Raw genomic sequence first — 23249 nt, forward strand, 5'->3', positions numbered from 1 at the left:
AACGCCTTACGTGCTCAGATACGCCTCGGTCAGCCTCGCGCGACTGGAGTTGGCTGAGAACGGTAGCCACCCCCCCGAACAGACGATGGGCAGGTCCGCTATCGGACGTCTGCGGCCGGCTTTGCTTGTATCGGGGTGCTCCCTCATCTCCGGGCGGGAATGACCGAGCTTTTTATGGTGCTATGAGCACGGCAATGACCGACACGACCGCTCCCCTCCCCCAGTTGATCCTCCTGCCTGGCCTGCTCAACGACGCCGCGCTGTGGCGGGACCAGATCAGCGGCCTCTCCGACGTCGCCCGGCCGTGGGTCCCCGACCTGACGCCCTACGCCACGATCCGCGACATGGCGCGAAGCGTGCTGGAGAAGGCCGAGCCGACCTTCGCCCTGGCCGGGTTCTCGATGGGCGGCTACGTGGCCCAGGAGATCGCGCGGATCGCGCCTCAGCGCATCGAGCGGCTGGCCCTGCTGGACACCTCGATGCGCGTCGACACGGCCGAGCGCGCCGCCCAGCGCCGGGCCCTGAACAAGGCGGCCGCCAAGGGCGGGACGTTCCTGGGGATCGGCCAGGCGATCATGAAGAGCTATGTCGACGCCTCGCGCCTGGACGACGCCGACCTGACCGGCCGCATCGTCGACATGACCCAGCGCCTGGGCCGTGAGGTCTTCCTGCGCCAGAACAGCCTGGAGCGCGAGGACGGCGAGGCGGCGCTGAAGGCCCTGCGCGTGCCGCTGGTGGTCATTGTCGGCGAGAACGACCAGATCACGCCCGCCGCCGGTCATCGCGCGATGGCGGCGGCGATCGGCTGTTCGCACCTGCTGGTCATCCCCAACACCGGCCACATGACGCCGATGGAGGCGCCAGGGCCGGTGAACGGGGCGCTGCGCCACTGGCTGCAACGCCCCGCGGGCAAGCGTTAGACGTCAGAAGTTGAAGCGCACCCCGCCGACATAGCGGCGGCCGAACTTCTCGTACTCGATCGGGTAGCGCGACTGGTCGCCGTAGCGGCGCGCGCCCTGGTTGGTCAGGTTGCTGGCGTCGAAGAACACTTCGAGGTTCTTGTTGACCCGATAGCGGGCCGAGAAGTCCATCTCCTCGTCGCTGTCCCAGAAGATATCGCCGTTGCCGTTCGGATAGGTCCCGCCGTTGACGACGCGATAGGCGCCCACCGACTGGCCCCACGGCGTGCGGTACTGGTAGGCCAGACGCAGGGTCATGCCGTACTTTTCGTAGATGGCCTGGACGTTATAGACGGCGTCCGAGGTGCCCAGCACCGAGATGGTGCGGGCCGGCGCGCCGCCGACCGACGGCAGGGTGACCTTCGACGAGGTCCAGGTGCCCGACAGGCGCGTGCCGAAGCCGCCCAGCCAATCGGGCAGGCTATGCTGCTCGACGAAGGTCTTGGCGGTGCCGCTGAAGAACAGCTCGATGCCCTGCAGGTGGCCTTCGCCGGCGTTGTCGATGCTGCTGTAGGCGTAGCCCGAGCGGTCGACGCCATTGCTGTTGAGCGAGCTGTCGCCGAACGTGCGCGAGGTCTGGACCAGGACGTCCTTCAGGTCCTTGTAGAACACGCCCGCCGACAGGAAGGTCTCCTGGCCGGCGTACCATTCCAGATAGGTGTCCAGGCCGACCTGGCGTTCGGGCTTGGCGTTGGGATTGCCGCCCGAGACCGTCTGGTTGCTGTCGCTGAAGGTGAAGTTCGGGCGCAGGTCATCGAAATCGGCGCGCGAGGCCGAGGTGGTGACGCCGACCCGCAGCTTCAGGTCTTCCTGCAGGTTCCAGTTCAGGTGGGCGCTGGGATAGTAGAGCGTGTCGTCGCTCTTGGTCTTGACCAGGCGCACGCCGGCCGGGGTCGCGCCCGCGGCCGGGAAGCTGACATAGGCCTGGCCCTCGTTCTCGATGTGCTCGACGCGGACGCCGTAGACGAGGTTGCCCCAGTCGAAGCGGGTCGTGCCCATGGCGTAGCCGGCGGTGATCGTCTCGCCCACGCGCCAGTAGTTCTCCGTGGTGTCGGTCTTGGTCGCCGTGCCGGCGGCGACGAGGCCCTTTACGAAGTTGGTCGTGTAGTCCTTGTCGGTGTAGCGGAAGGTGTAGTTGAGGTTCTGGCTGCCCAGATAGCCGATATTGGTCGCGAACTGCGCCCAGGCCGGCGCGGTGGAGCCCGAGAAAGCCTGGCTGAAGGCGCTTTCACGCGACTTCTTGGTGCGGTCGGTCCACAGGCCGCCGAACTCGAACTTGGTCTCATGGCCGCCCAGTTCGGCCTCGTAGTCGAAGTCGGCCTTGGCGGTCAGGGCGTTGGTGAAGTCGCCGCCCTTGAGGTTGCCGGCGCTGGTCAGCGGGAACTGGAAGTCCTCGATGTTGGTCACCTGGGCGCCGCGAGTGCGGGCGCCGGTCAGGCCGCCGGTCTGGAAGAGCTTGACCGTGTTCACGTCGCCGTTACGGAAATCGTACTCGACGGTCGGACGCAGCAGGAAGCTGGAGGGGCTCCGGAACGCCATGGTCACCGGGGTGTCACGGCCGTCCTGGGTGTAGGTGTAGTTCAGCCGCCAAGAGGCGCTGAACTTGTTCCACTTGTGCTCGCCGCCCACCGTGTTGGTGGACATGGCTTCCTTGCTGTTGCGGTAGTCGATGCGGCTGTCGATGCGCGCGCCATAGCTCGTGCCGAAGGTCGGGTTGTTGGCGTTGATATAGGCGGCGCTGGTATAGCCGGCGCCGGCCGCGTCCGTGCCCTGGTCCAGGCGGAAGAGGAAGTTATCGCGCAGTTCGTCGTCGTGATAATAGGTGTTGATCGTGCTGGCGAAGATCGAGTTGTTCTCGTCGAACTTGTAGTCCAGCCGGATCGAGGCCGACAGGTTCTCGCGGGTCAGGCGATAGTGCTTGTTCTCGTGCTCGCGGGCGAACTTCTTGTCGGGCGCGACGGTGTTGCTGAGATACGGGTCGGTTTCCCAGTTGTCGGTCGCCATCTCGCGCGAATAGTACGAGCCTTGGGCCACGATGCCGAACTTGTCGCCGAAGACGTTCGAATAGACGAGGTTGCTGTCGATCTCGTCGCCGCCGCCCAGCTTGACGCGGCCCCAGCCCAGCTTGCCGGTGATGTGTTGGCCCTTGTAGTCGAAGGCGCGGCGGGTGCGGATGTCGACATTGCCCGCGACCGTGTCGCCCGGCATCGACGGCACGATGGCCTTCTGGACCGTGATCTGGCTGGCGATCGCCGAGGGGATGTTGTCGAAGCGCGTGGCGCGGCCTTCCGGGCTGACGACGCTGAGGCCGTCGAACGACAGGGTCGTCCAGTAGGACGGCGCGCCGCGCAGGTTGATGTAGCGGGCCTGGCCCTGGTCGCGCTCGACGCCCACGCCCGGCAGGCGGCCGACGGCGAAGGCGATGTTCTGGTCGGGCAGGGCGCCGACCGCGTCGGCCGACAGCACGCTGACCAGCGAGTCGGAGTTCTTCTGGATCTGCAGCGCCACGGCCTGGCTCTCGGCCAGCGGGCGGCGACCGGTGATGACGATGTCGCTGACGGTGGTGTCGGTCTCATCGGCCTTGGCGACGGCGTCGGCGCTGGCGATGGGGTCGGCATGCGCCACGCCGGCGACGGTCGCCAGCACGAGCGAAAGGATGCTTGCGCGGCGCAGCAGCGCCGCTCGGATGCGGATGGACATGTGTACCCCCAGTGCCGTCGCGACTTCGCGCGACTTTCGAGCTTCAGTGGGGAGGCCTTAGCGGCGGGGCGTCTCGTCTCCACGACGAAACAATGACGCCTTTATGACGACATAGTTTGACTGGGTTCCGCCACAATCTCGAAAACAAAGAAAGGCGGCGCCCGTCGGACGCCGCCTTTCTTTACTTATGCTCTCCCATGACACGGGGGAGAACCTTATGCCGCCCGGCCCGTGTCCTCGCCGACCATGAAGCCCAGCAGGGCGTCAATGCGCTTGACCAGCTCCGAGCGGGCCGCGGGACCGGCCAGGTCCGCGCCCATGCAGGTTTCCAGCGCCGCGGCGGCCTCGACCAGGCGGCGGTCCTTGATGAACTCGCCGACCTTGCGCAACTCGACCGCCTGGGCGATCAGGGCGCGGCGGGCCTGGGCCGGATCGCTGTCCAGCGCGGTGGCGGCGGATTTGACGATACGCAGGGCCTGGGACAGGCGCGCGCCGGGCGTGCCGGCCCCGTCGGCCTTGCGCTTGCGCGGGCCCTTGTAGTCGGCCGAGTTGAAGCGGCGGCGGTCGGGACCGACATAGGCCACGGCCTCGATCCAGTCGCGCGGCTTGAGGGTCACCGCTTCGAGGCGGCGCTCCAGATCGCCCAGATTGAAGGGCTTGCGCATGAACTCGTGCACGCCGGCGTCGCGGGCGCCGAAGATCGCTTCGGCGGTGGCTTCGGCCGTGCACATGATGACCGGGGCCTCGCGGCACATCAGGTCGCTGCGGCGAATCTTGCGGGTGAAGGCCAGGCCGTCGACGCCAGCCTGGTTGTGCTCGACGAAGATCAGCTGGGGATCGGTGGCGCGGGCCATGGCGTAGCCCTTCTCCGCCGATGGCGCGGCGAAGATCTGCACGCCCCCCAGGGGGCGCAGGTGCTCGGCCAGCAAGCGCGCCGTCGCCGGATTCGGATCGACGACCATGACTCGCTGCACCTTGGCGGCGACACGCTGGATTGTGCGGACGTTACCGTCGAACACGGACCACAGACTCCTCGAAACTAGACCCCGACGAATAGACCCAGAATGTAAAAATCCGCTTATAATCGCGCGGCGATTAATCGCGTCAGTTTGCCGTGCTCGCTCCGTGCGCTCGCTAGGCGCCCAGGGGCACCGACAGGCCGGCCTCGAAGTCCATCAGGATATCGATGGCCTCCTCGACGTCGACCGTCAGCGGCTCGTTCTGGGGGAAGCGATAACGCCAGTAGCTGGAGATGTGCGAGATCACCCCCACCCGCTCGCCCAGCGACAGGAACATCTCGGGCGCGCGCAGCAGGAAGTCGCGGAAGGCCGTGGGCCGGCCGTTCTCGATCAGGTCCTCGAACGCGTCGTCATAGACCTTCAGCGTGCGCAGGATCGCCGAGCGTTCGACCAGCACCCCGCCCTGCAGGCGGCGGCGGGAGTCGTCGACGAACTTGGCGGTCTCGGCGTCCTTGTTGCCGGTGACGATCAAGCGGCCGATCTCCTGGCCCACCGTGGTCAGCTGCGGCCACAGCTTGGTCAGCATCCACTTGTAGTAGAGGAAGCCCTTCCAGCTGAAGACGCCCTCCTTGAAGCTCTCGCCCTCCATGACCAGGGTGTCGCGTAGCGGCTCCAGGCGCTCGTCGACATCGGTCGACAGCAGGGCCTCGACCAGGCGGGCGGCATGGGCGCGGCCGACGCCGCCCGCCCCGCGATAGGCCAGTTCGATCAGCCGTGAGATTTCCAGGGTCACGAAGCCCTGCATGTTCTCGTAGTCGGCCGTCGACAGGGCGAAATAGCAGTTGGCCACCAGCACGCCGTGGCGGCGCAGGTGCTCGCGCAGCAGGAACGGATCCAGTGACGGCAGCACGTCGATCATCCGCAGGGTGGCGAGATCGCGGCTCATGTCGCCCGAGGCGTTGCAGGCCTCGACCACCAGATCGGCCCAGCCGCGCTGACCCACGAACACCGACTGGCCGCCCAGCCCCAGGTCCTTGCGGTCGAACGGGATGATGATCTTGGTCGCCGTCGGCCGGGCTTCGTCGAACAGGTAGATGTCGTCGTTGCGCAGGCGGTGCTTCAGCACGATGGCGGTGTTCAGGGTCCGGTTCCGGAACAGCGGCGCCTGAGCGTATTCGGGCCGGTGGGCGCTCTCGGCTTCGACGGCCAGCAGGTTGAGGACACGGCTGGTCGAGGCCGTGCGCTCCAGGGCGCGCAGGCTGCGCATCATCCGATCGGACTTGTGGATCGGCTTCAGCTTGCGGCGACGCGCGAGTGCGGACACGAAAACCCCTTGTGTAGACACGCCGTCATAAGGCCGGGGTGGCTAACAAACGCTAACCAAACGATGTTCGCTCAATCGCACGCAACCGGAAGTGGGGACGCGGGGTCGCTCGAATCCTTCCCCACGGGCGCCCCGGAGGACTGGCCCGCTATATCGGGGAATAGGCTCTAGCTCGCGGCCTTTAGCGCTTCGGGCGCCGACGCCGCGCCGCGCATCCTGGCCACCGTCATCAGCAGTCCGGCCGGCTGGATCGGCTTGGGATGGGCGTCGTCGAAGCCCTGGGCCAGCAGGCGCTCGGCGTCGCCGACCATGGCGTCGGCGGTCAGGGCCACAACCGGCAGGTCGACCCGGCCGCCCTCGCCCGCGCGGATGCGGCGCACGGTCTCGACGCCATCCATCACCGGCATGTGCACGTCCATCAGCACGACGTCGAAGTCCTCGACTCGCAGGCGGGCCAGGGCCGTGTGGCCATCGGCGGCGGTCGCCACCAGGACTCCGGCGGCTTCCAGGATGGCGCGGGCCACGGTCTGGTTGATGGCGTTGTCGTCGACGACCAGCACCCGCGCGCCGGTCAGGTCGGCGGCGGCGGCGTCGTCCGATGCGTCCTCCGGCGCCGCGGCGGCGGGCAGCGGCAGGCGGGCGGTGAAGATCGAGCCCTCGCCCAGCGTGCTTTCCACGCCGATCTCGCCCCCCATCTGCTCGGCCAGGCGCCGGCAGATGGCCAGGCCCAGGCCGGTGCCGCCGAACCGGCGGGCGGTCGTGCGGTCGCCCTGGACGAACGGGGTGAAGAGCTGGGCGACCTGGGCGGCGTCCATGCCCACGCCGGTGTCGGACACGGACAGGGCGATCCCGTCGCCCTCTCCAGGTCCGTTCGGCGCGACGCGGATGACAACCCGGCCGGCGTCAGTGAACTTCAGGGCGTTGGAAATCAGGTTGCGCAGGATCTGGCGCACGCGCGCATCGTCACCCGCCAGCCAGGCCGGGGTCGCCGGATCGATCTCGACCGCCAGCTCGACGCCCTTCAACAGCGCGGTCTCGCGCCAGACCAGGCGGATCTGCGAGACCGACTTGCGGATGTCGAACGGCGCGACATCCAGGACGAGCTTGCCGGCCTCGACCTTCGACAGGTCGAGGATGTCGTTGAGAATGGTCATCAGGCCGTGGCCCGACTGCTCGATCGTGTCCAGATAGTCCATCTGGCGCGCGTCGAGGTTGGTGCCGCGCAGGGCATGGGCCAGACCCAGCATCCCATTCATCGGCGTGCGCAGCTCATGGCTCATCATCGCCAGGAAGTCCGACTTGGCGCGACTGGCCTCCAGGGCCTCGATCTCGGCGCGCTCGAGAGCCTGGGCGGACTTGCGCATCACGCGCACCGCGTCGATGGCGTAGCCGATGAGGCCGGCGATCGTCACGAGGACCACGGCCTTGTCCCAAACGGTGAAGCGCTTGGCCAGCAGGGCGATCAGGGTCAGGGCGCCGAACGGCCCGGGCAGGATGGCGAGCATGGCCGCCCAGCTGACCGTGGCGTATTTCAGCCCCTCGACCACCATGCCGAACAGGATGATCACGGCGGCGAACTTCATCGCTATCGGACCGTGCACCGCGCTCCAGCCGGCCATGATCGACCAGGCGGCCGCGAAGCAGGCCGGCGGCCCCACCCGCAGAGCCAGCCGCGTGCGACCGGTCTGGCGCGGTTCGAAGACCAGTTGCAGATAGACGAGCCAGCCTTCGAGGACGACATTCACCGCGCCCCAGGCCAGGGCCGGCCCGGCGCCGAAGTGAAAGGCCAGCAGCCCGCCCACCAGGGTGGTGACGGTCAGGCGCGCGACCCGGCTGCGCCGGCTCATCAAGAGCGAGGCGCCTTCTCGTCCGTCGTCCAGGATATCTCGAAGAGCCAAACGCTCCTCCCGCAAAACTAGAGCTTCAGGCCGCCCTGCTCTAGGTCGCGGGAGGCTAGGCGAACAAGGTTCACCAAGCGTTTACCGTGCGACAGTCCGCCGCGCCTTTTTTGCGCTCTATCCCTGGAAGGGGTCTCGCATCAGGATGGTGTCGTCGCGCTCGGGGCTGGTGGACAGCAGGGCGACCGGGGCGCCGATCAGTTCCTCGACGCGACGCACATACTTGATGGCGTTGGCGTTGAGGTCCTTGAACGAGCGGGCGCCGGCGGTGCTTTCGGTCCAGCCGGCGATCTCCTCGTAGACCGGCGTGGCGGCGGCCTGGTCGCGCAGGCCGGCCGGCAGGTAGTCGAGGACCTTGTCGCCGATCTTGTAGCCGACGCAGATCTTCAGGGTCTCCAGCCCATCCAGCACGTCCAGCTTGGTCAAGGCGACGCCGTGGATGCCGTTGATGGCCACCGACTGGCGCACCAGCACCGAGTCGAACCAGCCGCAGCGACGGGCGCGGCCGGTGTTGACGCCGACCTCGCGGCCGACGGTCGACAGGTGCTTGCCGACCTCGTCGAACAGCTCGGCCGGGAACGGGCCTTCACCCACGCGGGTGGTGTAGGCCTTGACGATGCCCAGCACGAAGCCGGTCGCCGACGGGCCCATGCCCGAACCGGCCGAGGCCTGGCCGGCGGCGGTGTTGGACGAGGTGACGAACGGATAGGTGCCGTGGTCGACGTCCAGCAGCGAGCCTTGCGCGCCTTCGAACAGGATGCGGCGGCCGGCCTTGTAGGCCTGGTCCAGCACCCGCCACGCCGGCTGGGCGTAGGGCAGGATGCGCGGGGCCAGTTCCATCAAGGCGTCGAACAGCTCCTGAGCGTTGGCCTCCGGCAGGTTCAGGCCGCGCCGCAGGGCGCCGTGGTGGCTCAGCAGACGCTCGATCTTCGGCTTCAGGGCTTCGGGATCGGCCAGGTCGGCGACGCGGATGGCGCGGCGGCCGACCTTGTCCTCATAGGCCGGACCGATGCCGCGGCCGGTGGTGCCGATCTTCTGGGTCGAGGCCGCCTCGCGGGCCTGGTCCAGGTCGCGGTGCAGCGGCAGGATCAGGCAGGCGTTGTCGGCCAGGATCAGCAGTTCGGGGGTGATGTTGACGCCCTGGTCGGCGATCTTGTCGATCTCGGAGAGCAGATGCCAGGGATCGACCACGACGCCGTTGCCGATCACCGACAGCTTGCCCTGGACGACGCCCGAGGGCAGCAGGGCCAGCTTGTAGACCTTGCCGTCGACCACCAGCGTGTGGCCGGCGTTGTGGCCGCCCTGGAACCGCACGACGACATCGGCCCGGTTGCTGAGCCAGTCGACGATCTTGCCCTTGCCTTCGTCGCCCCACTGGGCGCCGACAACGGTCACGTTTGCCATGGTGGAGATATGCCTTGTCGCCTGCCGGGTGACGTCGCGGGGTCCTTCGACAGGACTCGACCCCGGACGTTCAATCAGTTTTGGCCACCCTTGTTTTCAAGGGGCGACACGCGAACCGTCAAATCGGCTCGGCGCGAAGTCAGAAGGCGTAAACCAGCCTGACCCCCGCGTCGTCAAGCCCCTGGTTCTTGCCCTGGTGGAAGATCTGGCCGTTCGACAGGTGGGTATAGGAAAGCTCGACCGACACCTTGTCGCTGACCTGGTAGCCCAGGGCCAGCTCCGGCTCGAACAGCACCTTCGAGCCGAAATCGATGCGGTGATAATAGAGATAGGTCCGGCGATCGCGCTCGGCCTGGGTCAGGCCCGGCGCGTTGGCGGGCGGCAGGCCGGCCTTGCCGTCGGTATAGGCCAGGCCGATCCCGGGGCGGAAATAGAAGCCGCCCGGCTGGCCCAGCTCGATCTTCCAGTCGAAGCCGGTGGCCACGAAGTTCGAGGTGTTCTTGGTGTTGATCGACACCATGGCGTGGACCTGCGGCTTGCCCAGCCAACGCAGGTTTTCCAGCTTGTCGGTGCGGTAGCCGAGGTGGATGTCGGCCCCGTCCTCGCGCCCGGCGGCGCCCAGGCCGACCGCGTCGCCGATGAAGGTCACGTCGTGCTTGTAGACCCCGACGAATGCCTCTTCGGCCATGGCGGGGGCGGCGCACCCCAGCACGACAGCAGCCGCGGCGGCGAACATGGCGGTCTTCATCGAGTCGTCCTGAACAGTCAGCCCATCCCTATATGGATTGAACGACGAAGGTCGCAAACTGTTTCAGGGGCGCTCCTTGAACGGTTTTGCCCCGATGCGGCGGCGGCGCTTCAAAAGCGCCGCCGCAACCCCTAAACCTGGGGGGCATGAACATCTGCCTCGCCGACATCCAAGCCGCCGCCGGTCGCCTGAAGGGTCTGGCCGTCGAGACACCGCTGATCGAGAGCCCGGCGCTGAACGCGCGCCTGGGCGGGCGGATCTTCCTGAAGCCCGAGACCCTGCAGCGGGCCGGGGCCTTCAAGTTCCGGGGAGCCTATAACCGCCTCAGCCAGCTGACCGACGCGGAGAAGGCGCGGGGCGTCGTGGCCTTCTCGTCCGGCAACCACGCCCAGGGCGTGGCCCTGGCGGCCAAGCTGCTGGAGATCCCGGCCCTGATCGTCATGCCGTCGGACTCGCCGGCCGTGAAGGTCGAGGGCACCCGGGGCTTCGGGGCCGAGATCCGCTTCTACGACCGCTTCACCGAGGACCGCGTGGCCATCGCCGACCAGATCGCCGCCGAGCGCGGCTGCGTGGTCGTGCCGTCCTATGACGATCCGCACATCATCGCCGGACAAGGCACGCTGGGGATCGAGATCGTCGAGCAGGCCAAGGCGCTGGGCGTCACGCTGGACCGGGTGCTGTCGCCCGTCGGCGGCGGCGGCCTGATCGCCGGGACCTCGACGGCGGTGAAGGCGCTTTCTCCGTCCACGGAGGTCTGGGGGGCCGAGCCCGCCGGCTTCGACGAGACCCGCCGCTCGCTGGAGAGCGGCCGGCGCGAAACCATCGACAAGGACGCCCGCTCGATCTGCGACGCCCTGCTGACCCCGACCCCCGGCGAGCTGACCTGGGCGATCAACAGCAAGACGCTGAGCGGGATCGCCGCCGTCACCGACGCCGAGGTCGCCGAGGCGATGCGCTACGCCTTCTCGGTGCTGAAGCTGGTGGTCGAGCCCGGCGGCTGCGTGGCGCTGACGGCGGCGCTGACCGGAAAGATCGACCTGAGAGGCCGGACGGCCGCGATCGTGCTGTCGGGCGGCAATGTCGATCCGGGCTTGTTCGCCAGCGTGCTCCGGGGTGAGATCTAAGCAACAAAATCCTTGTCATCCCGGAAGCCTCGCAGAGGCTGTCCGGGACCCAGGGAGTGACAGAGCGCTATGCGCGCCGCCCCTGGGTCCCGGCTCTACGCTTCGCTTCGGCCGGGATGACAAGAGGAGGATTGAGGACAACATGGAACTTCCAGGCGCCGAACATCTCCCCCAGACGCCCCTCCTGGTCGTCGACCGCGCGGCGCTCACCCGCAACCTCGCCCGCATGCAGGCCCTGTGCGACGCCGCCGGCGTGCGCCTGCGCGCCCACGGCAAGACCCACAAGTGCTCGACTCTGGGCCGCCTGATCGTCGAAGGCGGCGCCGTGGGCCTGTGCTGCCAGACGGTCGGCGAGGCCGAGGCCTATGTGGCCGGCGGGATCACCGACATCCTCGTCACCGCCCCAGTCCCGCCCTGGGGACCGCCGCGCCTGGCCGCGCTAGCCAAGACCGGCGCGACCGTCGGCGTGGTCGCCGATGACGAGGGCCAGATCGATCGCCTGTCCGACGCCGCCGTCGCGGCCGGCGTCACGCTGGACCTGGTCGTCGACCTCGACCTGGGCACCCACCGCGCCGGCGCCTATCCCAAGGACGCCCTGAAACTGGCCCGCGCCGCCGACGCCGCGCCAGGCCTGCGGTTCGCCGGGATCCAGGCCTATCTCGGCCATATCCAGCATATGGACGACCTGGCGCTGCGTCGGAGCACCGCCGAAGCGTCCCACGTCGTGTTGAAGACCCTGGTCGCCGAACTGACCGCCGCCGGCCTGCCGCCGGGCGTGGTGACGGGCGGCGGCACGGGCGCCCACGCCTTCGACCTGGCCTCGGGCGTCTATACCGAGCTGCAGGCCGGGTCCTACGCGGTCATGGACGTCGAGTACGACGCCTGCGGCGCGCCGGACGGCGAAGCCTGGGCGTTCGAGCCGGCGCTGTTCATCGCCTCGACCGTGGTCTCGGCCAACCACAAGAGCCACGTGACCGTCGACGCCGGCTTCAAGGCCGTGTCGATGGACGGCCCGCCGGCCCGGGTGGTCGCCGGCGCCGCGCCGGGCTCCCTCTGGCGGCCGATGGGCGACGAGCACGGCATGATCGCCCACCCGGCCCTGATCGACGTGCTGAAGGCCGGCGGCCGCGATCCGCTGAGCTTCGACCGGGCCGTGGCCGACGCCGACGCCGATCCCGACCGCGCCATCCCGACTGATGCGCCCAAGGTCGGCGACCTGGTCTGGCTGCAGCCTGGCCACTGCGATCCGACCATCAATCTCTATGACGCCCTGCACGTCTGGGACGGTGAAAAGCTGGACCGCTGGGCGGTGGACGGGCGGCGGGTGAGCTTTTTTGCACCGCTCTCCCCGGCGAATGCCGGGGCCCAGATCGAACCCACGGTCGTTTTGTGATCGGCCGCGCGGAGAGCGCGAACACCCCGATCTCTCAGGCTGAACTGGGCCCCGGCATTCGCCGGGGAGAGCGGATTCTGTGTTGAGATGTACAGGTGCCGCTATCCCAAACCAAATACCTAGCCACGCCGGAAAAGCCCCTCTAGGGTCCGCGCCCAACGACGAAATTTCCCCCAAAGAGGGCTTGAGATGAAACGCCTGCTGCTCGCCACCGCCCTGCTCGCCGCGCCCATGCTGGCGCACGCGGCGGACGCGCCCAAGATCGACCCCGCCAGGCTGTCGGCTCACATCAAGGTGCTGTCGTCCGACGCGTTCGAGGGCCGCGGCCCCGCCACCGAGGGCGAGAAGAAGGCCGTCGGCTATATCGTCGACCAGATGAAGGCCATCGGCCTCTCCCCCGCCGGCGACCTGCAAAAGGACGGCAAGCGCGCCTGGACCCAGAACGTGCCGCTGGGCAAGTTCGAGATCACCGGCCCGGTCGCGGCCAGCGTCACGGTCGGCGGCGCCAAGCAGGCCCTGACCCAGGGCGAACAGGTCGCCATCCGCGCGGCCATGACCAATGTCGACAGCGTCTCGATCAAGGACGCCCCGCTGGTCTTCGTCGGCTATGGCGTCAAGGCGCCGGAGCGCAATTGGGACGACTTCAAGGGCCTGGACCTGAAGGGCAAGATCCTGGTCGTGCTGATCAACGACCCGGACTTCGAGACCGGTTCCGGTGACTTCGGCGGCAAGGCCATGACCTATTATGGCCGCTGGACCTACAAGTACGAGGAAGCCGCCCGCCAGGGCGCGGCCGGCGTCCTGATCGTCCACGAGACGGCCCCGGCCTCGTACGGCTGGAACACGGTCAAGAACTCCAACACCAACACGATGTTCGACATCGTCCGCAAGGAGCCGGGCAAGTCGCACCCGGCGATGGAGGCCTGGATCCAGCGCGATACCGCCGTCGACCTCTTCAAGAAATCCGGCCTGGATTTCGACGCCCTGAAGAAGCAGGCCCAGACCCGCGACTTCAAGCCGGTGGAACTGAAGGGCGTCACCTTCTCGGCCGACTACAAGGTCAAGCACGAGGTGATCATCTCCAAGAACGTCGCCGGCCGCATCGTCGGCGCGAAGTTCCCGAACGAGACCGTCATCTACAGCGGCCACTGGGACCACCTGGGCGTCGGCGCTCCGGACGCCAAGGGCGACAAGATCTATAACGGCGCCGTCGACAACGCCGACGGCATCGCCGCCCTGCTGGAGCTGGCCCGCGCCTTCAAGAGCCAGCCCGCGCCGCAGCGCTCGATCCTGTTCCTGGCCGTGACCGCCGAGGAAAAGGGCCTGCTGGGCTCGGAATACTACGCTTCGAATCCTCTCTTCCCGCTGGCTGCCACGGTCGGCGACATCAATATCGACGCCCTGTCGGCCGCCGGTCCGGCCAAGGACATCGGCACCTCGGGCGACGGCAAGGTCGACCTGCAGGACATGCTGGTCGCCAAGGCCAAGCTGCACGGCCGCTACTTCACGCCGGATCCCGTCCCGCAGGCCGGCCACTTCTACCGCTCGGACCACTTCCCGTTCGCCAAGCGCGGCGTGCCGGCCATTTCGATCGGCTCGGGCAACGACCTGGTGAAGGGCGGCAAGGAGGCCGGCGAGAAGGCCGAGGCCGACTACACCGAGAAGCGCTATCACCAGCCGGCGGACGAATGGTCGGCCGACTGGGACCTGTCGGGTCAGGCCATGGACCTGGGTCTCGTCTACGAGATCGGCCACGACCTGGCCAACAGCCGCGTCTGGCCGCAATGGCAGGCGGGTTCGGAATTCAAGGCCCTGCGCGACAAGACCGCCGCGCAGCGGAAGTAGGATAAGCGCTACGAGATCCTCGTCCTTCGACAAGCTCAGGATGAGGATCTCGATTGCGCCGCCCTTAGTACCCCAAAAGCCTCCCCAGTAGCCCTCATCCTGAGCCTGTCGAAGGACGAGGGCGGACCCACGATCATGACCGCCTCCGTCTTCGACCTCTTCAAACTCGGCGTCGGCCCGTCGAGCAGCCACACCATGGGGCCGATGAGCGCCGCCGTGCTGTTCGTCGGCCGCCTGCGCGAGGCCGGTAAGCTCACGAGCGTCCACCGGGTGGAGGTCCGCCTCTACGCCTCGCTGGCCCTGACCGGTCGGGGCCACGCCACCGACCGCGCCGTGATCCTGGGCCTGATGGGTTTCGTGCCCGCGACGCTCGATCCCGACGCCGGCGAGCGCGCCCTGCTGGAGAGCCAAGCCACCCAGTCCTTGAATCTGGGTGGTCAGATGGGGGCTGGCGATCACGCCATCGCCTTCGACGAGGCCCGCGACATCGTCTGGCTGGGCCACGAGCGCCTGCCGCAGCACCCCAATGGCCTGACCTTCACCGCCTTCGACAAGGCCGGCGAAGTGCTGGCCGAACGCACCTACTTCTCGATCGGCGGCGGCTTCGTCCGCGACGAGCGCGAAATGGGCAGCAACGCCCCGCCGGACGAAGGCCCCGCCGTCCCCTTCCCGTTCGAGAGCGGCGCCGACCTGCTGGACCGCGCCGCGCAGGCCGGCCTGACCATCGCCCAGGTCATGGCCGCCAACGAGCTGGCCCGGATGGACGAGGGGGCGATGAACGCCGGCCTCGACCGCATCTTCCGGGCCATGGAGGCGTGCATCGATCGCGGCATGCGCCAGGACGGCGTCCTGCCCGGCGGCCTGGCCGTCAAGCGCCGGGCCCACCAGATCCACCAGACCATCCTGGGCCGGATGGAGCGCCAGATGAGCGACCCGCTGGCGGCCATGGACTTCGTCAACCTGTGGGCCATGGCGGTCAACGAGGAGAACGCCGCCGGCGGCCGCGTGGTCACCGCCCCGACCAATGGCGCGGCGGGCCTGATCCCGGCCGTGCTGCGGTTCTTCGTCCGCTTCCACAAGGGGACGCCCGAGCAGATCCGCGTGTTCCTGCTGACCGCCGCGGCGATCGGCGCGCTCTACAAGCGCAACGCCTCGATCAGCGGGGCCGAGGTCGGCTGCCAGGGCGAGGTGGGCGTGGCCTGCTCGATGGCCGCCGCTGGCCTGGCGGCGGCGCTGGGCGGGACCAACGCCCAGGTCGAGAACGCCGCCGAAATCGGCATGGAGCACAACCTTGGCCTGACCTGCGACCCGATCGGCGGCCTGGTGCAGATCCCCTGCATCGAGCGCAACGCCATGGGCGCCATCAAGGCCATCGACGCCGCCAGGCTGGCCCTGCTCGGCGATGGCCAGCACTCGGTCAGCCTCGACAAGGTGATCGCCACGATGAAGCGCACCGGCGAGGACATGAACGAGATCTACAAGGAAACCTCGATGGGCGGTCTGGCCGTGGGCCTGTCGGTCAACCGGGTGGAGTGCTGAGGTGAGGCGGCGGCGCTTGATCTGGTACGTCGCGGCCCTAGTTCTCGCCGGCGCTATCGCCGCCGCGCCGCATATTCAGGAATGGCTGACCGTCGACGCCTGCTTGGACGGCGGCGGCGCCTGGATCAAGGAAACGAGCCGATGTTCGCACGACCCCGCCGAGGTCGTGCGCCATAAATCCTCCCCCTAGCGGGGGAGGTGGTCGCGCAGCGACCGGAGGGGGAAGTCCTGCCACGCCGGCCACGTCCCTCTCCGTCGGCTGCGCCGACACCTCTCCCACGGGGAGAGGATTTTCAGCCTCGACGCACCGCCAAACCTCGCCTAATTTCCGAGAGAACATCAAGGGAACATTCTCGCATGGGCAAGATCCGAACCGGTATCGGCGGCTGGACGTTCGAGCCCTGGCGCGGGACCTTCTATCCCGACGATCTCAAGCAGAAGGACGAGCTGAAATACGCCTCGTCGAAGCTGACCAGCATCGAGATCAACGGCACCTACTATTCGACCTTCAAGCCCAACAGCTGGCAGAAGTGGCGCGACGAGACGCCGGACGACTTCGTGTTCGCGGTCAAGGCCAGCCGCTTCTGCACCAACCGCAAGGTGCTGTCCGAAAACAACGATTCCCTCGAAAAATTCCTGTCCCAGGGGCTTGAGGAACTGGGTCCGAAACTGGGTCCCATCAACTGGCAGTTCATGGCGACCAAGAAGTTCGACGCGACGGATTTCGAGGGTTTCCTGAAATTGCTGCCAAAGGATCGGAAGGGCGTTCCACTCCGCCACGCCCTGGAGGTTCGCAGCCCGACCTTCGCCTGCCAGGAATTCTACGACCTGGCCGCCAAGTATGGCGCGGCCATCGTCTACGCCGTCGACGACGAGGAGCCGACCTGGCCCTGCATCGACCAGCCGACGGCGGATTTCACCTATGCGCGGCTGATGTCCAGCAAGCCGGACGAGCCGACCGGGATGAGCTCGGAGGAGCTGGACGGGGTGGTGAGGCAGGCGCGGGCATGGGCCCAACGCGGGGATGTGTTCGCCTACTTCATCGCGGGGGCCAAGGTGCGCAATCCGGCGGCCGCGATGGCGCTGATCGAGAAGCTGGGGGCCTGAAAGCTCCTTCGCACCCAAAGCTTGTCATCCCGGCCGAAGCGAAGCGCAGAGCTGGGACCCAGGGGGTGACGAAACGCGCCGCGCGCCGCCCCTGGGTCCCGGACAGCCTCTACGAGGCTTCAGGGATAACACGGTTTATTGAGCTTGGCCGATCTTCTTCGGAAACCACGGCACGAAGCCGCTGGTCCGCGCCACGTAGTCCTCATAGCCCGGCTTGGACTTGCGCATCTTGCCCTCGGTGGTCGGCACGCCGCTCCAGCGGGTCAGCAGCACGGTGATCAGGATCGGCCCCGGCAGGCTCCAGGCGCCCAAGCCGGTTTCAGCGGCGATCAGATAGAGCCCCCACCACACGCAGGCGTCGCCGAAATAGTTCGGGTGGCGGGTGTAGCGCCATAGCCCCCGGTCCATGACCTTGCCGGCGTTGGCCGGGTCGGCCTTGAAGCGGGTCAACTGCGCGTCGCCGATGGTCTCGAACAGAATCCCGACGACCGCCAGGGCCGCGCCCGCGAAGGCCAGAGGTCCCAGCGGCCCGCCCTGCTGGCCCAACTGCACCGGCAAGGCCACCAGGAACCCCAAGGCGAATTGCAGCGAGAACACCAGCAGCAGGGCGGTCTTGGCGAAGCTCCAGCCGCGATGCGTCTTCGCGTGGTCGATCATGGCGACATAGCGCCGGTCGGCCCCGTGGGTGCTCCAGCGCCAGAACAGGTAACCGCCCAGCCGCGCCGCCCACACGGTGCACAGCCCCGTCAGCAGCAGGCCGTGCGGTGTCGCCGGGGTCTGGAACAGCGTGCTCCAGGCCAGCAGCGCCATGCCCGGTCCCCACCAGGCGTCGATGAAGCTGACGTCCTTGATCCGCAACGACACGAGCCAGAGCGCCAGGAAGGCGACGGCCGAGACGGCGGCGTTGACGGCGAGCAGGGTGAGGAGCGGCATGTCGAGACCTCGGGCTGGGTCACGGAGATACGCACCAAACCACGGGACGGACGGATCTCGCTACAGCCAGAGCCCCTCGGCCTCCGTCGCGTCGCCCCAGAAGCCGGGCTTCGGCGGCGTGATCCGGCCGCGCTCGACCCGCAGGCCACCGGGGTGATCGTTCGCCAGCCACCAGGGCCCGTCGAGGTCGGCGAAGTCGCTGGCCCCGCCCAGATGCAGCGCCGGCGCGACGCCCAGGGACGAGGCGACCATGCAGCCGGTCATCACCTGGAAGCCCAGCGCCTTGGCCGCCTTCAGCATGGCGACCGCCTCGGTCAGGCCGCCGGTCTTGTCCAGCTTGAGATTCACCGCCTGGTAGCGCCCCTTCAGCGCCGCCAGGTCGCCGCCGACATGGACGGACTCGTCGGCGCACACCGTGAACGGCGGATCCCAGCCTTCCAGCTCATGGTCGGCGTCGGCCGGCAGCGGCTGCTCGACCAGGGCGATCGGCAGGTCGGCCAGCAGGGATTTCAATCCGTCGAGAATGTCGAAGGTCCAGCCCTCGTTGGGATCGACGATGAAGCGCGAGTTCGGCGCGGCGGCCGCGACAGCGCGCAGGCGGGCGGCGGGGTCCTCGGCCGAGAGCTTGATCTTGATCAGGGGCGCGTCGGCCACGGCGCGGGCGGCCGCTCCCATGGCCTCGGGCGTGTCGAGGCTGACCGTCACGGCGGTGACCAGGGCGGAGGGGATCGGCAGGCCGGTGGCGGCCGCGACGCTGAGCCCGGTGCGCTTGGCCCGCAGATCCCACAACGCCAGGTCCAGGGCGTTGCGGGCGGCGCCGGGCGGCAGGGCGGCGCAGGCGGCGTCCACATTCGTCGAGGCCAGGGCCGGCGCCAATTGGGCCAGCACGCTGTCGACCGTCTCGCCGTAGCGGCCATAGGGCACGCTCTCGCCGCGCCCGACATGACCGTCGGCCGAGGCGATAACCTCGACCACGTCGGCGGCGGTCTTGACCCCGCGCGAGATGCGGAACGGGGCCTTCAGCGGGTGGGAAACCGGGCGGACGGAGACGGCGATCGACATGCCCGAAGGGATGCCGCGTTTTGTGGTCTCCTACCAGCCCCAGCGACGGGGGATCGGCGAGTCGGCGCGACGCTCGGCCATCACCTTCAGGGCCAGCGGGCGGTCGACGACGAACAGGGCCAGCCAGACCAGCAGCACGCCGGCATAGTGGATCGCGCCGAGGATGCCGCCAGGACGGCCCGGACGCACGAAACGGGCACGACGGGCGAACGGCTGGATCATGGCGAAGTCGGTCATGTCTTTTCCCCGGTCCGATGAGGGGCCTCATCTGGTAAGGACGAACTTGAGCGCGCCATGCGCCAGAATCGGACGTATTGAACCGATCGCGCAAACCGTTTCGTATCCCGCCGCGTTTTGCCGGAAAGCCGCCCAAGGAAAGCCGCCCAGAGGACCCCATGGCCAAGACCATCAGCATCAACATCCCCCACCAGCTGGGCGCGGCCGAGGCCAAACGGCGGCTGGAACAGGGCCTGGCGCAGCTGGCCGGCCAGATCCCCGGCGGCGACGCCAAGGGCTTCACCCAGAGCTGGGCCGGCGACGTGCTGAACTTCTCGGCCGTCGCCATGGGCCAGACCATCAACGGCGTCGTCCAGGTGCTGGAGGACCACGCCCGCCTCGACGTCAGCCTGCCGGGCTTGCTGGGCATGGCCGCCGGCAAGATCAAGGACGAGCTGTCGCGGCGCGGGCAGCTGCTGTTGAAGTAGGCTAGACCATCGCCACTTCGACGGCGTCCAGACGATCCGGATCGCCGGCGACGAAGATCTCGACGATCCGGCCGTTTTCGACGCGGAAGTCGAGCACGCGGGTCAGCCGGCCCAGCGGCGCCACCACCGCGCCGATCGCGCCATCGACCAGGGCCGTGCGGGCGGTCTGGGCCAGGCCGTTGTAGAAATTGGCCACCTTCTCGGCGCCGCGCAGCTCGCGGACCTGACCGCCGCCGCCCAGGACGTCGGAGCGAACCACCACGTCCGGCGCCAGCACGGCCATCAGTCCCGCCAGGTCGCCGGTGCGCGAGGCGGTGAGGAAGGCGTCGACCACGCTCTTCTGCGCGGCCTGGGTCACGTCCAGCGTCTCGCCGCCGCGCACCCGGCGGCGCGCCCGGCTGGCCAGTTGCCGGGCCGCGTCGGGCGTGCGCTCGACGATCGGAGCGATCTGGTCGAACGGCATGTCGAACAGGTCGTGCAGCACGAAGGCGATCCGCTCGGCGGGGCTCAGGGACTTCAGCACCACCAGCAGGGCCAGGCCGACGGAGTCGGCCAGGATCGTCTCGCGCTCGACCGCGTCCTCGCCGCTGACCGAGGGTTCGATCCCGCCGTCCAGCGCGTCCTCGCGACGGGATTTCCGACTGCGCAACATGTCCAGGCAGACGCGCGAGGTCACGGTGGTCAGCCAGGCCGAGAGATTGTCGACACCGTCGGCGCCCGACCGCGACAGCCGCAGCCAGGCTTCCTGCACGGCGTCCTCGGCCTCGGGCAGCGAGCCTAGCATCCGATAGGCCACGCCGCGGAGGCGAGCGCGGTCGGCTTCGAACCTGTCGGCGAGATAATTTTCTTGGGGCATCGGTCACATCACTCCGTCGGGCTTCGTCACCTCTTCGACGAACGCAAGCCGTCGGATGTGACCGGCGGCGTCGCCAAACCGCAAGGAGCAAGACCGATGCAAGCCCGCCAAATGAACGCCAGGATGACCCAACCCGCCCATCTGCTGCCCGACGCCATGAAGGCGATGATGGCGCTGTCCAAGTCCGCCCATGTCGAGGGCGTGCCGGAAAGCCTGCACGAACTGCTGCACCTGCGCGTCAGCCAGATCAACGGCTGCGGCGTCTGCCTGGAGATGCACGCCCGCGGCGCCCTGAAGTCCGGCCAGAGCCCCGAACGCGTGGCCACCGTCGCCGGCTGGCGCGATACGCCCTACTTCACCGAGGCCGAACGCGCCGCCCTGGCCCTGGCCGAAGCCGTGACCCGCGTCGCCGACAAGGCCGACCCGGTCTCCGACGAGGTCTGGGACGAAGCCGCCCGCCACTATGACGAGAAGGCGCTGGCCGGCCTGTTGATCAGCATCTCGGCGATCAATGTCTGGAACCGCCTGAACGCGGCCACGCGCCAGGTGGCGGGGTCGCTGGGGGTTTAGCCCCAGCCCCTCCCCCGCTCTCCCCGGCTTTCGCCGGGGAGAGCGGAGATTGGGGATTTGGGAAAGCCCTACAGCCGCCGCGAGTCGAAGTCGTGGCGGCCCAGGCTCTCGAAGCGGCCTTCCTCGGCCTTGTTGATATATTGCGAGGCGACCAGCCAGCTCTTCACCGGGCGCAGGGTCGCCAGACAGCCGATGATCAGCGCGGGGAACACCGTCACCAGATGCACCCAGATCGGCGGGTGATAGGTCACCTCGATCCAGGCGAAGACGGCGATCACCAGAATGCCGATGCCGCTCATCACGAAGAAGGCGGGGCCGTCAGCCGGGTCGGCGAAGCTGTAGTCCAGCCCGCAGCGGTCGCACTTCGGCGCCAGCTTCAGGAAACCACCGAACAGCTTGCCCTCGCCGCAGCGCGGGCAGCAGCACTTGAAGCCGGCCTCGATCGGCGTCGGGGAGTCGTAAACTTCATACTCGGCCATCGGAGGCCCCTTCCTACAATCGCAGGATTGATCCATACATTGTGCGATTAATGTATGGATATTGAGCCATGCCCGCAACTAAGGGATCACCGAATCCGGCCGCCGCCTGGCTGCGCCGCATCGAGGCCGTGGACGGTCCCGCCTATCGCCGGATCGCCGAGGCCCTGGAGCGGGCCGTGGCCGAGGGCGAGCTGCAGGCCGGCGACCAGATCCCAGCCCAGCGCGAGGTGGCCCGGCTGGTTGGGATCGACTTCACGACGGTGACCCGCGCCTACGCCCTGGCCCGCGAGCGGGGGCTGATCGAGGGGACCACGGGACGGGGCACCTTCATCCGTTCTCGCACGATCGAGGACGAGGCCGGGCTGGTCGACCTGTCGATGAACCTGCCGCCGCCGCCCGCGGGACTGAACCTGGCGGCGCTGCTGCGCGAGGCGACCGGCGCGATCCTGGCCCGGACCGATCCGGCGACCTTGATGGCTTATCACCCTGGCGCCGGCTCCCTGGCCCAGCGCGCGGCCGGCGCGGCCTGGCTGGCCCCGAGCCTGGGCGAGACGGCCGCCGAGCGGGTGATCGTCGCCAGCGGCGCCCAGACGGCGCTGTCGGCCCTGCTGGACCACCTGACGACGCCAGGGGACACGATCCTGGCCGAGGCCTTCGCCTATCCGGGCCTGCTGGCCACCGCCGCCCGGCGCGGCCTGAGCGTCGCAGCCTGCCCGATGGACGCCGAAGGGCTGGAGCCCGAAGCTCTGGATCGGCTGATCGCCCGGCATCGCCCGCGCCTGCTGTGCTGCACCCCGACCTTCCAGAACCCGACGGCGGCGACCATGAGCCTGGCGAGGCGCGAGGCGGTCGTGGCGATCGCGCGCGCGGCCGGCGTGACCATCATCGAGGACGACGCCTACGGCCTGCTGCCCGCCGCGCCCCTGCCCGCCCTAGCCGCCCTGTGGCCTGAGGGCGTGTTCCATGTCGCCACCACCGCCAAGGCGCTCTCGCCCGGCCTGCGCCTGGCCTACATCGTCGCCCCGCCGGGACAGGCCGAGGGCGCGGCGCGGACTCTGCACGCCATCGCCCAGATGCCCGCGCCGCTGATGGCGGCCGTGGTCACCGGCTGGATCCGCGACGGCGTCGCGACCCGGATCCTGGAGGGCGTCCGCGAGGAGGCCGCGGCCCGTCGCGCCCTGGCGGCGACGCTGCTGCCGGCGGCGACGGGCGGGCCCGAGAGCCTGCACGTCTGGCTGCCCGGCGCGACCGCGACGCCGGCCGCCAGGGACCGAGGCCTGGCGCTTGTGGGGGCGGAGGCCTTCCGGGCGCCGGGAGCGGTCGGTGAGGGCCTGCGGGTCTCGCTGGGCGCGGCGGCCAAGCGGGCGACCTTGAGCCGGGCGCTGACGGCGTTGCGGGCGCTGACCCTGCCACCAGGAAAAGGGTGTTCCTAGAACTCCCCGTCGTCCTCGACTTCGCTCCCGCCTTCACCCTCGCCGCCCATGGCGTTCTCGAGGCTGTCGATGATGTCGTCCATCTGGTCGGGGGTGATCGAGACGTAGAGCGACTCGCCGCCGATGGCCGAGACCAGCAGGCGATAGCCGTCGTCGGTCTCCTGCAGGCTGAACGATTGGAGCGGCAGGAGCTGGGCCATGGGGATCCTTCC

21 protein-coding genes and 1 pseudogene are annotated in these 23249 nt (G+C 68.6%); 10 read left to right on the top strand and 12 right to left on the bottom strand.

Translation table 11 applies throughout. The features are described from left to right. Nucleotides 1–194 precede the first annotated feature (194 nt). A complete protein-coding gene (locus tag AC07R7_RS04090; RefSeq protein ID WP_494634220.1) occupies nucleotides 195–920 on the top strand; it encodes an alpha/beta fold hydrolase in 726 nt (241 codons plus the stop codon). A gap of 3 nt (nucleotides 921–923) precedes the next feature. Here the strand turns inward: AC07R7_RS04090 and AC07R7_RS04095 are convergent, their stop codons facing one another. The 6 genes from AC07R7_RS04095 to AC07R7_RS04120 all read right to left on the bottom strand — a co-directional run bounded on the left by AC07R7_RS04095 (nucleotide 924) and on the right by AC07R7_RS04120 (nucleotide 9992). Further along, nucleotides 924–3659 (bottom strand): TonB-dependent receptor, encoded by a 2736-nt coding sequence (locus tag AC07R7_RS04095; protein WP_492886593.1) that lies wholly within the window; start codon nucleotides 3657–3659, stop codon nucleotides 924–926. 215 nt (nucleotides 3660–3874) lie between these two features. Next, nucleotides 3875–4621 carry a response regulator gene (locus AC07R7_RS04100; protein ID WP_492887213.1) on the bottom strand — a complete coding sequence of 249 codons (747 nt, stop codon included), beginning with the start codon at nucleotides 4619–4621 and terminating at the stop codon, nucleotides 3875–3877. A 172-nt stretch (nucleotides 4622–4793) separates the two neighbouring features. Next, nucleotides 4794–5942 carry a hypothetical protein gene (locus AC07R7_RS04105; protein WP_492886595.1) on the bottom strand — a complete coding sequence of 383 codons (1149 nt, stop codon included), beginning with the start codon at nucleotides 5940–5942 and terminating at the stop codon, nucleotides 4794–4796. A 167-nt stretch (nucleotides 5943–6109) separates the two neighbouring features. Beyond that, on the bottom strand, nucleotides 6110–7789 hold the full coding sequence (locus AC07R7_RS04110; RefSeq protein WP_494634221.1) for an ATP-binding protein: 1680 nt from the start codon (nucleotides 7787–7789) through the stop codon (nucleotides 6110–6112). Nucleotides 7790–7957: 168 nt separating this feature from the next. Then, the gene (locus tag AC07R7_RS04115) at nucleotides 7958–9244 is read right to left on the bottom strand and encodes an adenylosuccinate synthase (RefSeq protein WP_494634222.1); all 1287 of its coding nucleotides are present in this window, start codon (nucleotides 9242–9244) and stop codon (nucleotides 7958–7960) included. Nucleotides 9245–9383: 139 nt separating this feature from the next. Next, a complete protein-coding gene (locus AC07R7_RS04120) occupies nucleotides 9384–9992 on the bottom strand; it encodes an acyloxyacyl hydrolase (protein ID WP_494634223.1) in 609 nt (202 codons plus the stop codon). A gap of 146 nt (nucleotides 9993–10138) precedes the next feature. Between AC07R7_RS04120 and AC07R7_RS04125 the strand changes: the two genes are divergently transcribed. The 6 genes and pseudogenes from AC07R7_RS04125 (at nucleotide 10139) to AC07R7_RS04150 (ending at nucleotide 17000) form a co-directional block, all read left to right on the top strand. Continuing rightward, nucleotides 10139–11116, top strand: a complete 978-nt coding sequence (locus AC07R7_RS04125; protein ID WP_494634224.1) for a threonine ammonia-lyase — start codon at nucleotides 10139–10141, stop codon at nucleotides 11114–11116. Between the two features lie 142 nt (nucleotides 11117–11258). Beyond that, a pseudogene (locus AC07R7_RS04130) lies at nucleotides 11259–12446 on the top strand (alanine racemase); the annotation flags it as partial. Nucleotides 12447–12698: 252 nt separating this feature from the next. Further along, on the top strand, nucleotides 12699–14354 hold the full coding sequence (locus AC07R7_RS04135; protein WP_494634225.1) for a M28 family metallopeptidase: 1656 nt from the start codon (nucleotides 12699–12701) through the stop codon (nucleotides 14352–14354). A gap of 135 nt (nucleotides 14355–14489) precedes the next feature. Beyond that, on the top strand, nucleotides 14490–15893 hold the full coding sequence (locus tag AC07R7_RS04140) for an L-serine ammonia-lyase (RefSeq protein WP_494634226.1): 1404 nt from the start codon (nucleotides 14490–14492) through the stop codon (nucleotides 15891–15893). A gap of 16 nt (nucleotides 15894–15909) precedes the next feature. Further along, nucleotides 15910–16083 (top strand): hypothetical protein, encoded by a 174-nt coding sequence (locus AC07R7_RS04145; RefSeq protein ID WP_494634227.1) that lies wholly within the window; start codon nucleotides 15910–15912, stop codon nucleotides 16081–16083. A gap of 167 nt (nucleotides 16084–16250) precedes the next feature. Further along, complete coding sequence (locus AC07R7_RS04150) at nucleotides 16251–17000, top strand: DUF72 domain-containing protein (RefSeq protein ID WP_494634228.1); 750 nt, start codon at nucleotides 16251–16253, stop codon at nucleotides 16998–17000. Nucleotides 17001–17135: 135 nt separating this feature from the next. Here AC07R7_RS04150 and AC07R7_RS04155 read toward each other — a convergent pair whose 3' ends face one another. Genes AC07R7_RS04155 through didA form a run of 3 tightly spaced genes read right to left on the bottom strand, consistent with a single transcriptional unit; the run spans nucleotide 17136 to nucleotide 19232 of the window. Next, nucleotides 17136–17933, bottom strand: coding sequence for a DUF1295 domain-containing protein (locus AC07R7_RS04155; protein ID WP_494634229.1), 798 nt, complete (start codon nucleotides 17931–17933; stop codon nucleotides 17136–17138). Between the two features lie 60 nt (nucleotides 17934–17993). Further along, nucleotides 17994–18995: a dipeptide epimerase gene (locus AC07R7_RS04160; RefSeq protein ID WP_494634230.1), complete on the bottom strand. Its 1002-nt coding sequence runs from the start codon at nucleotides 18993–18995 to the stop codon at nucleotides 17994–17996. A gap of 30 nt (nucleotides 18996–19025) precedes the next feature. Next, nucleotides 19026–19232: a DNA damage-induced SOS-independent cell division inhibitor A gene (gene didA, locus AC07R7_RS04165; RefSeq protein WP_494634231.1), complete on the bottom strand. Its 207-nt coding sequence runs from the start codon at nucleotides 19230–19232 to the stop codon at nucleotides 19026–19028. Between the two features lie 158 nt (nucleotides 19233–19390). On the opposite strand from didA, the gene AC07R7_RS04170 reads away from it, so the two are divergent. After that, nucleotides 19391–19699, top strand: a complete 309-nt coding sequence (locus AC07R7_RS04170) for a polyhydroxyalkanoic acid system family protein (RefSeq protein WP_494634232.1) — start codon at nucleotides 19391–19393, stop codon at nucleotides 19697–19699. A gap of 1 nt (nucleotide 19700) precedes the next feature. Here AC07R7_RS04170 and AC07R7_RS04175 read toward each other — a convergent pair whose 3' ends face one another. Next, the gene (locus tag AC07R7_RS04175) at nucleotides 19701–20555 is read right to left on the bottom strand and encodes a sigma-70 family RNA polymerase sigma factor (RefSeq protein WP_494634233.1); all 855 of its coding nucleotides are present in this window, start codon (nucleotides 20553–20555) and stop codon (nucleotides 19701–19703) included. A 96-nt stretch (nucleotides 20556–20651) separates the two neighbouring features. Here AC07R7_RS04175 and AC07R7_RS04180 point away from each other — a divergent pair, with 96 nt between their 5' ends. Beyond that, nucleotides 20652–21125, top strand: coding sequence for a carboxymuconolactone decarboxylase family protein (locus AC07R7_RS04180; protein WP_494634234.1), 474 nt, complete (start codon nucleotides 20652–20654; stop codon nucleotides 21123–21125). A gap of 68 nt (nucleotides 21126–21193) precedes the next feature. On the opposite strand, the gene AC07R7_RS04185 is transcribed toward AC07R7_RS04180, so the two are convergent. Further along, a complete protein-coding gene (locus AC07R7_RS04185) occupies nucleotides 21194–21604 on the bottom strand; it encodes a DUF983 domain-containing protein (RefSeq protein WP_494634235.1) in 411 nt (136 codons plus the stop codon). A 68-nt stretch (nucleotides 21605–21672) separates the two neighbouring features. Between AC07R7_RS04185 and AC07R7_RS04190 the strand changes: the two genes are divergently transcribed. Next, nucleotides 21673–23037: an aminotransferase-like domain-containing protein gene (locus tag AC07R7_RS04190; protein ID WP_494634236.1), complete on the top strand. Its 1365-nt coding sequence runs from the start codon at nucleotides 21673–21675 to the stop codon at nucleotides 23035–23037. Here the strand turns inward: AC07R7_RS04190 and AC07R7_RS04195 are convergent. Continuing rightward, nucleotides 23034–23237, bottom strand: coding sequence for a hypothetical protein (locus AC07R7_RS04195; RefSeq protein ID WP_492835847.1), 204 nt, complete (start codon nucleotides 23235–23237; stop codon nucleotides 23034–23036). The genes AC07R7_RS04190 and AC07R7_RS04195 overlap by 4 nt on opposite strands. Nucleotides 23238–23249: the final 12 nt, after the last annotated feature.

Source organism: Caulobacter sp. GW821-FHT05F04 (genome assembly GCF_059419665.1).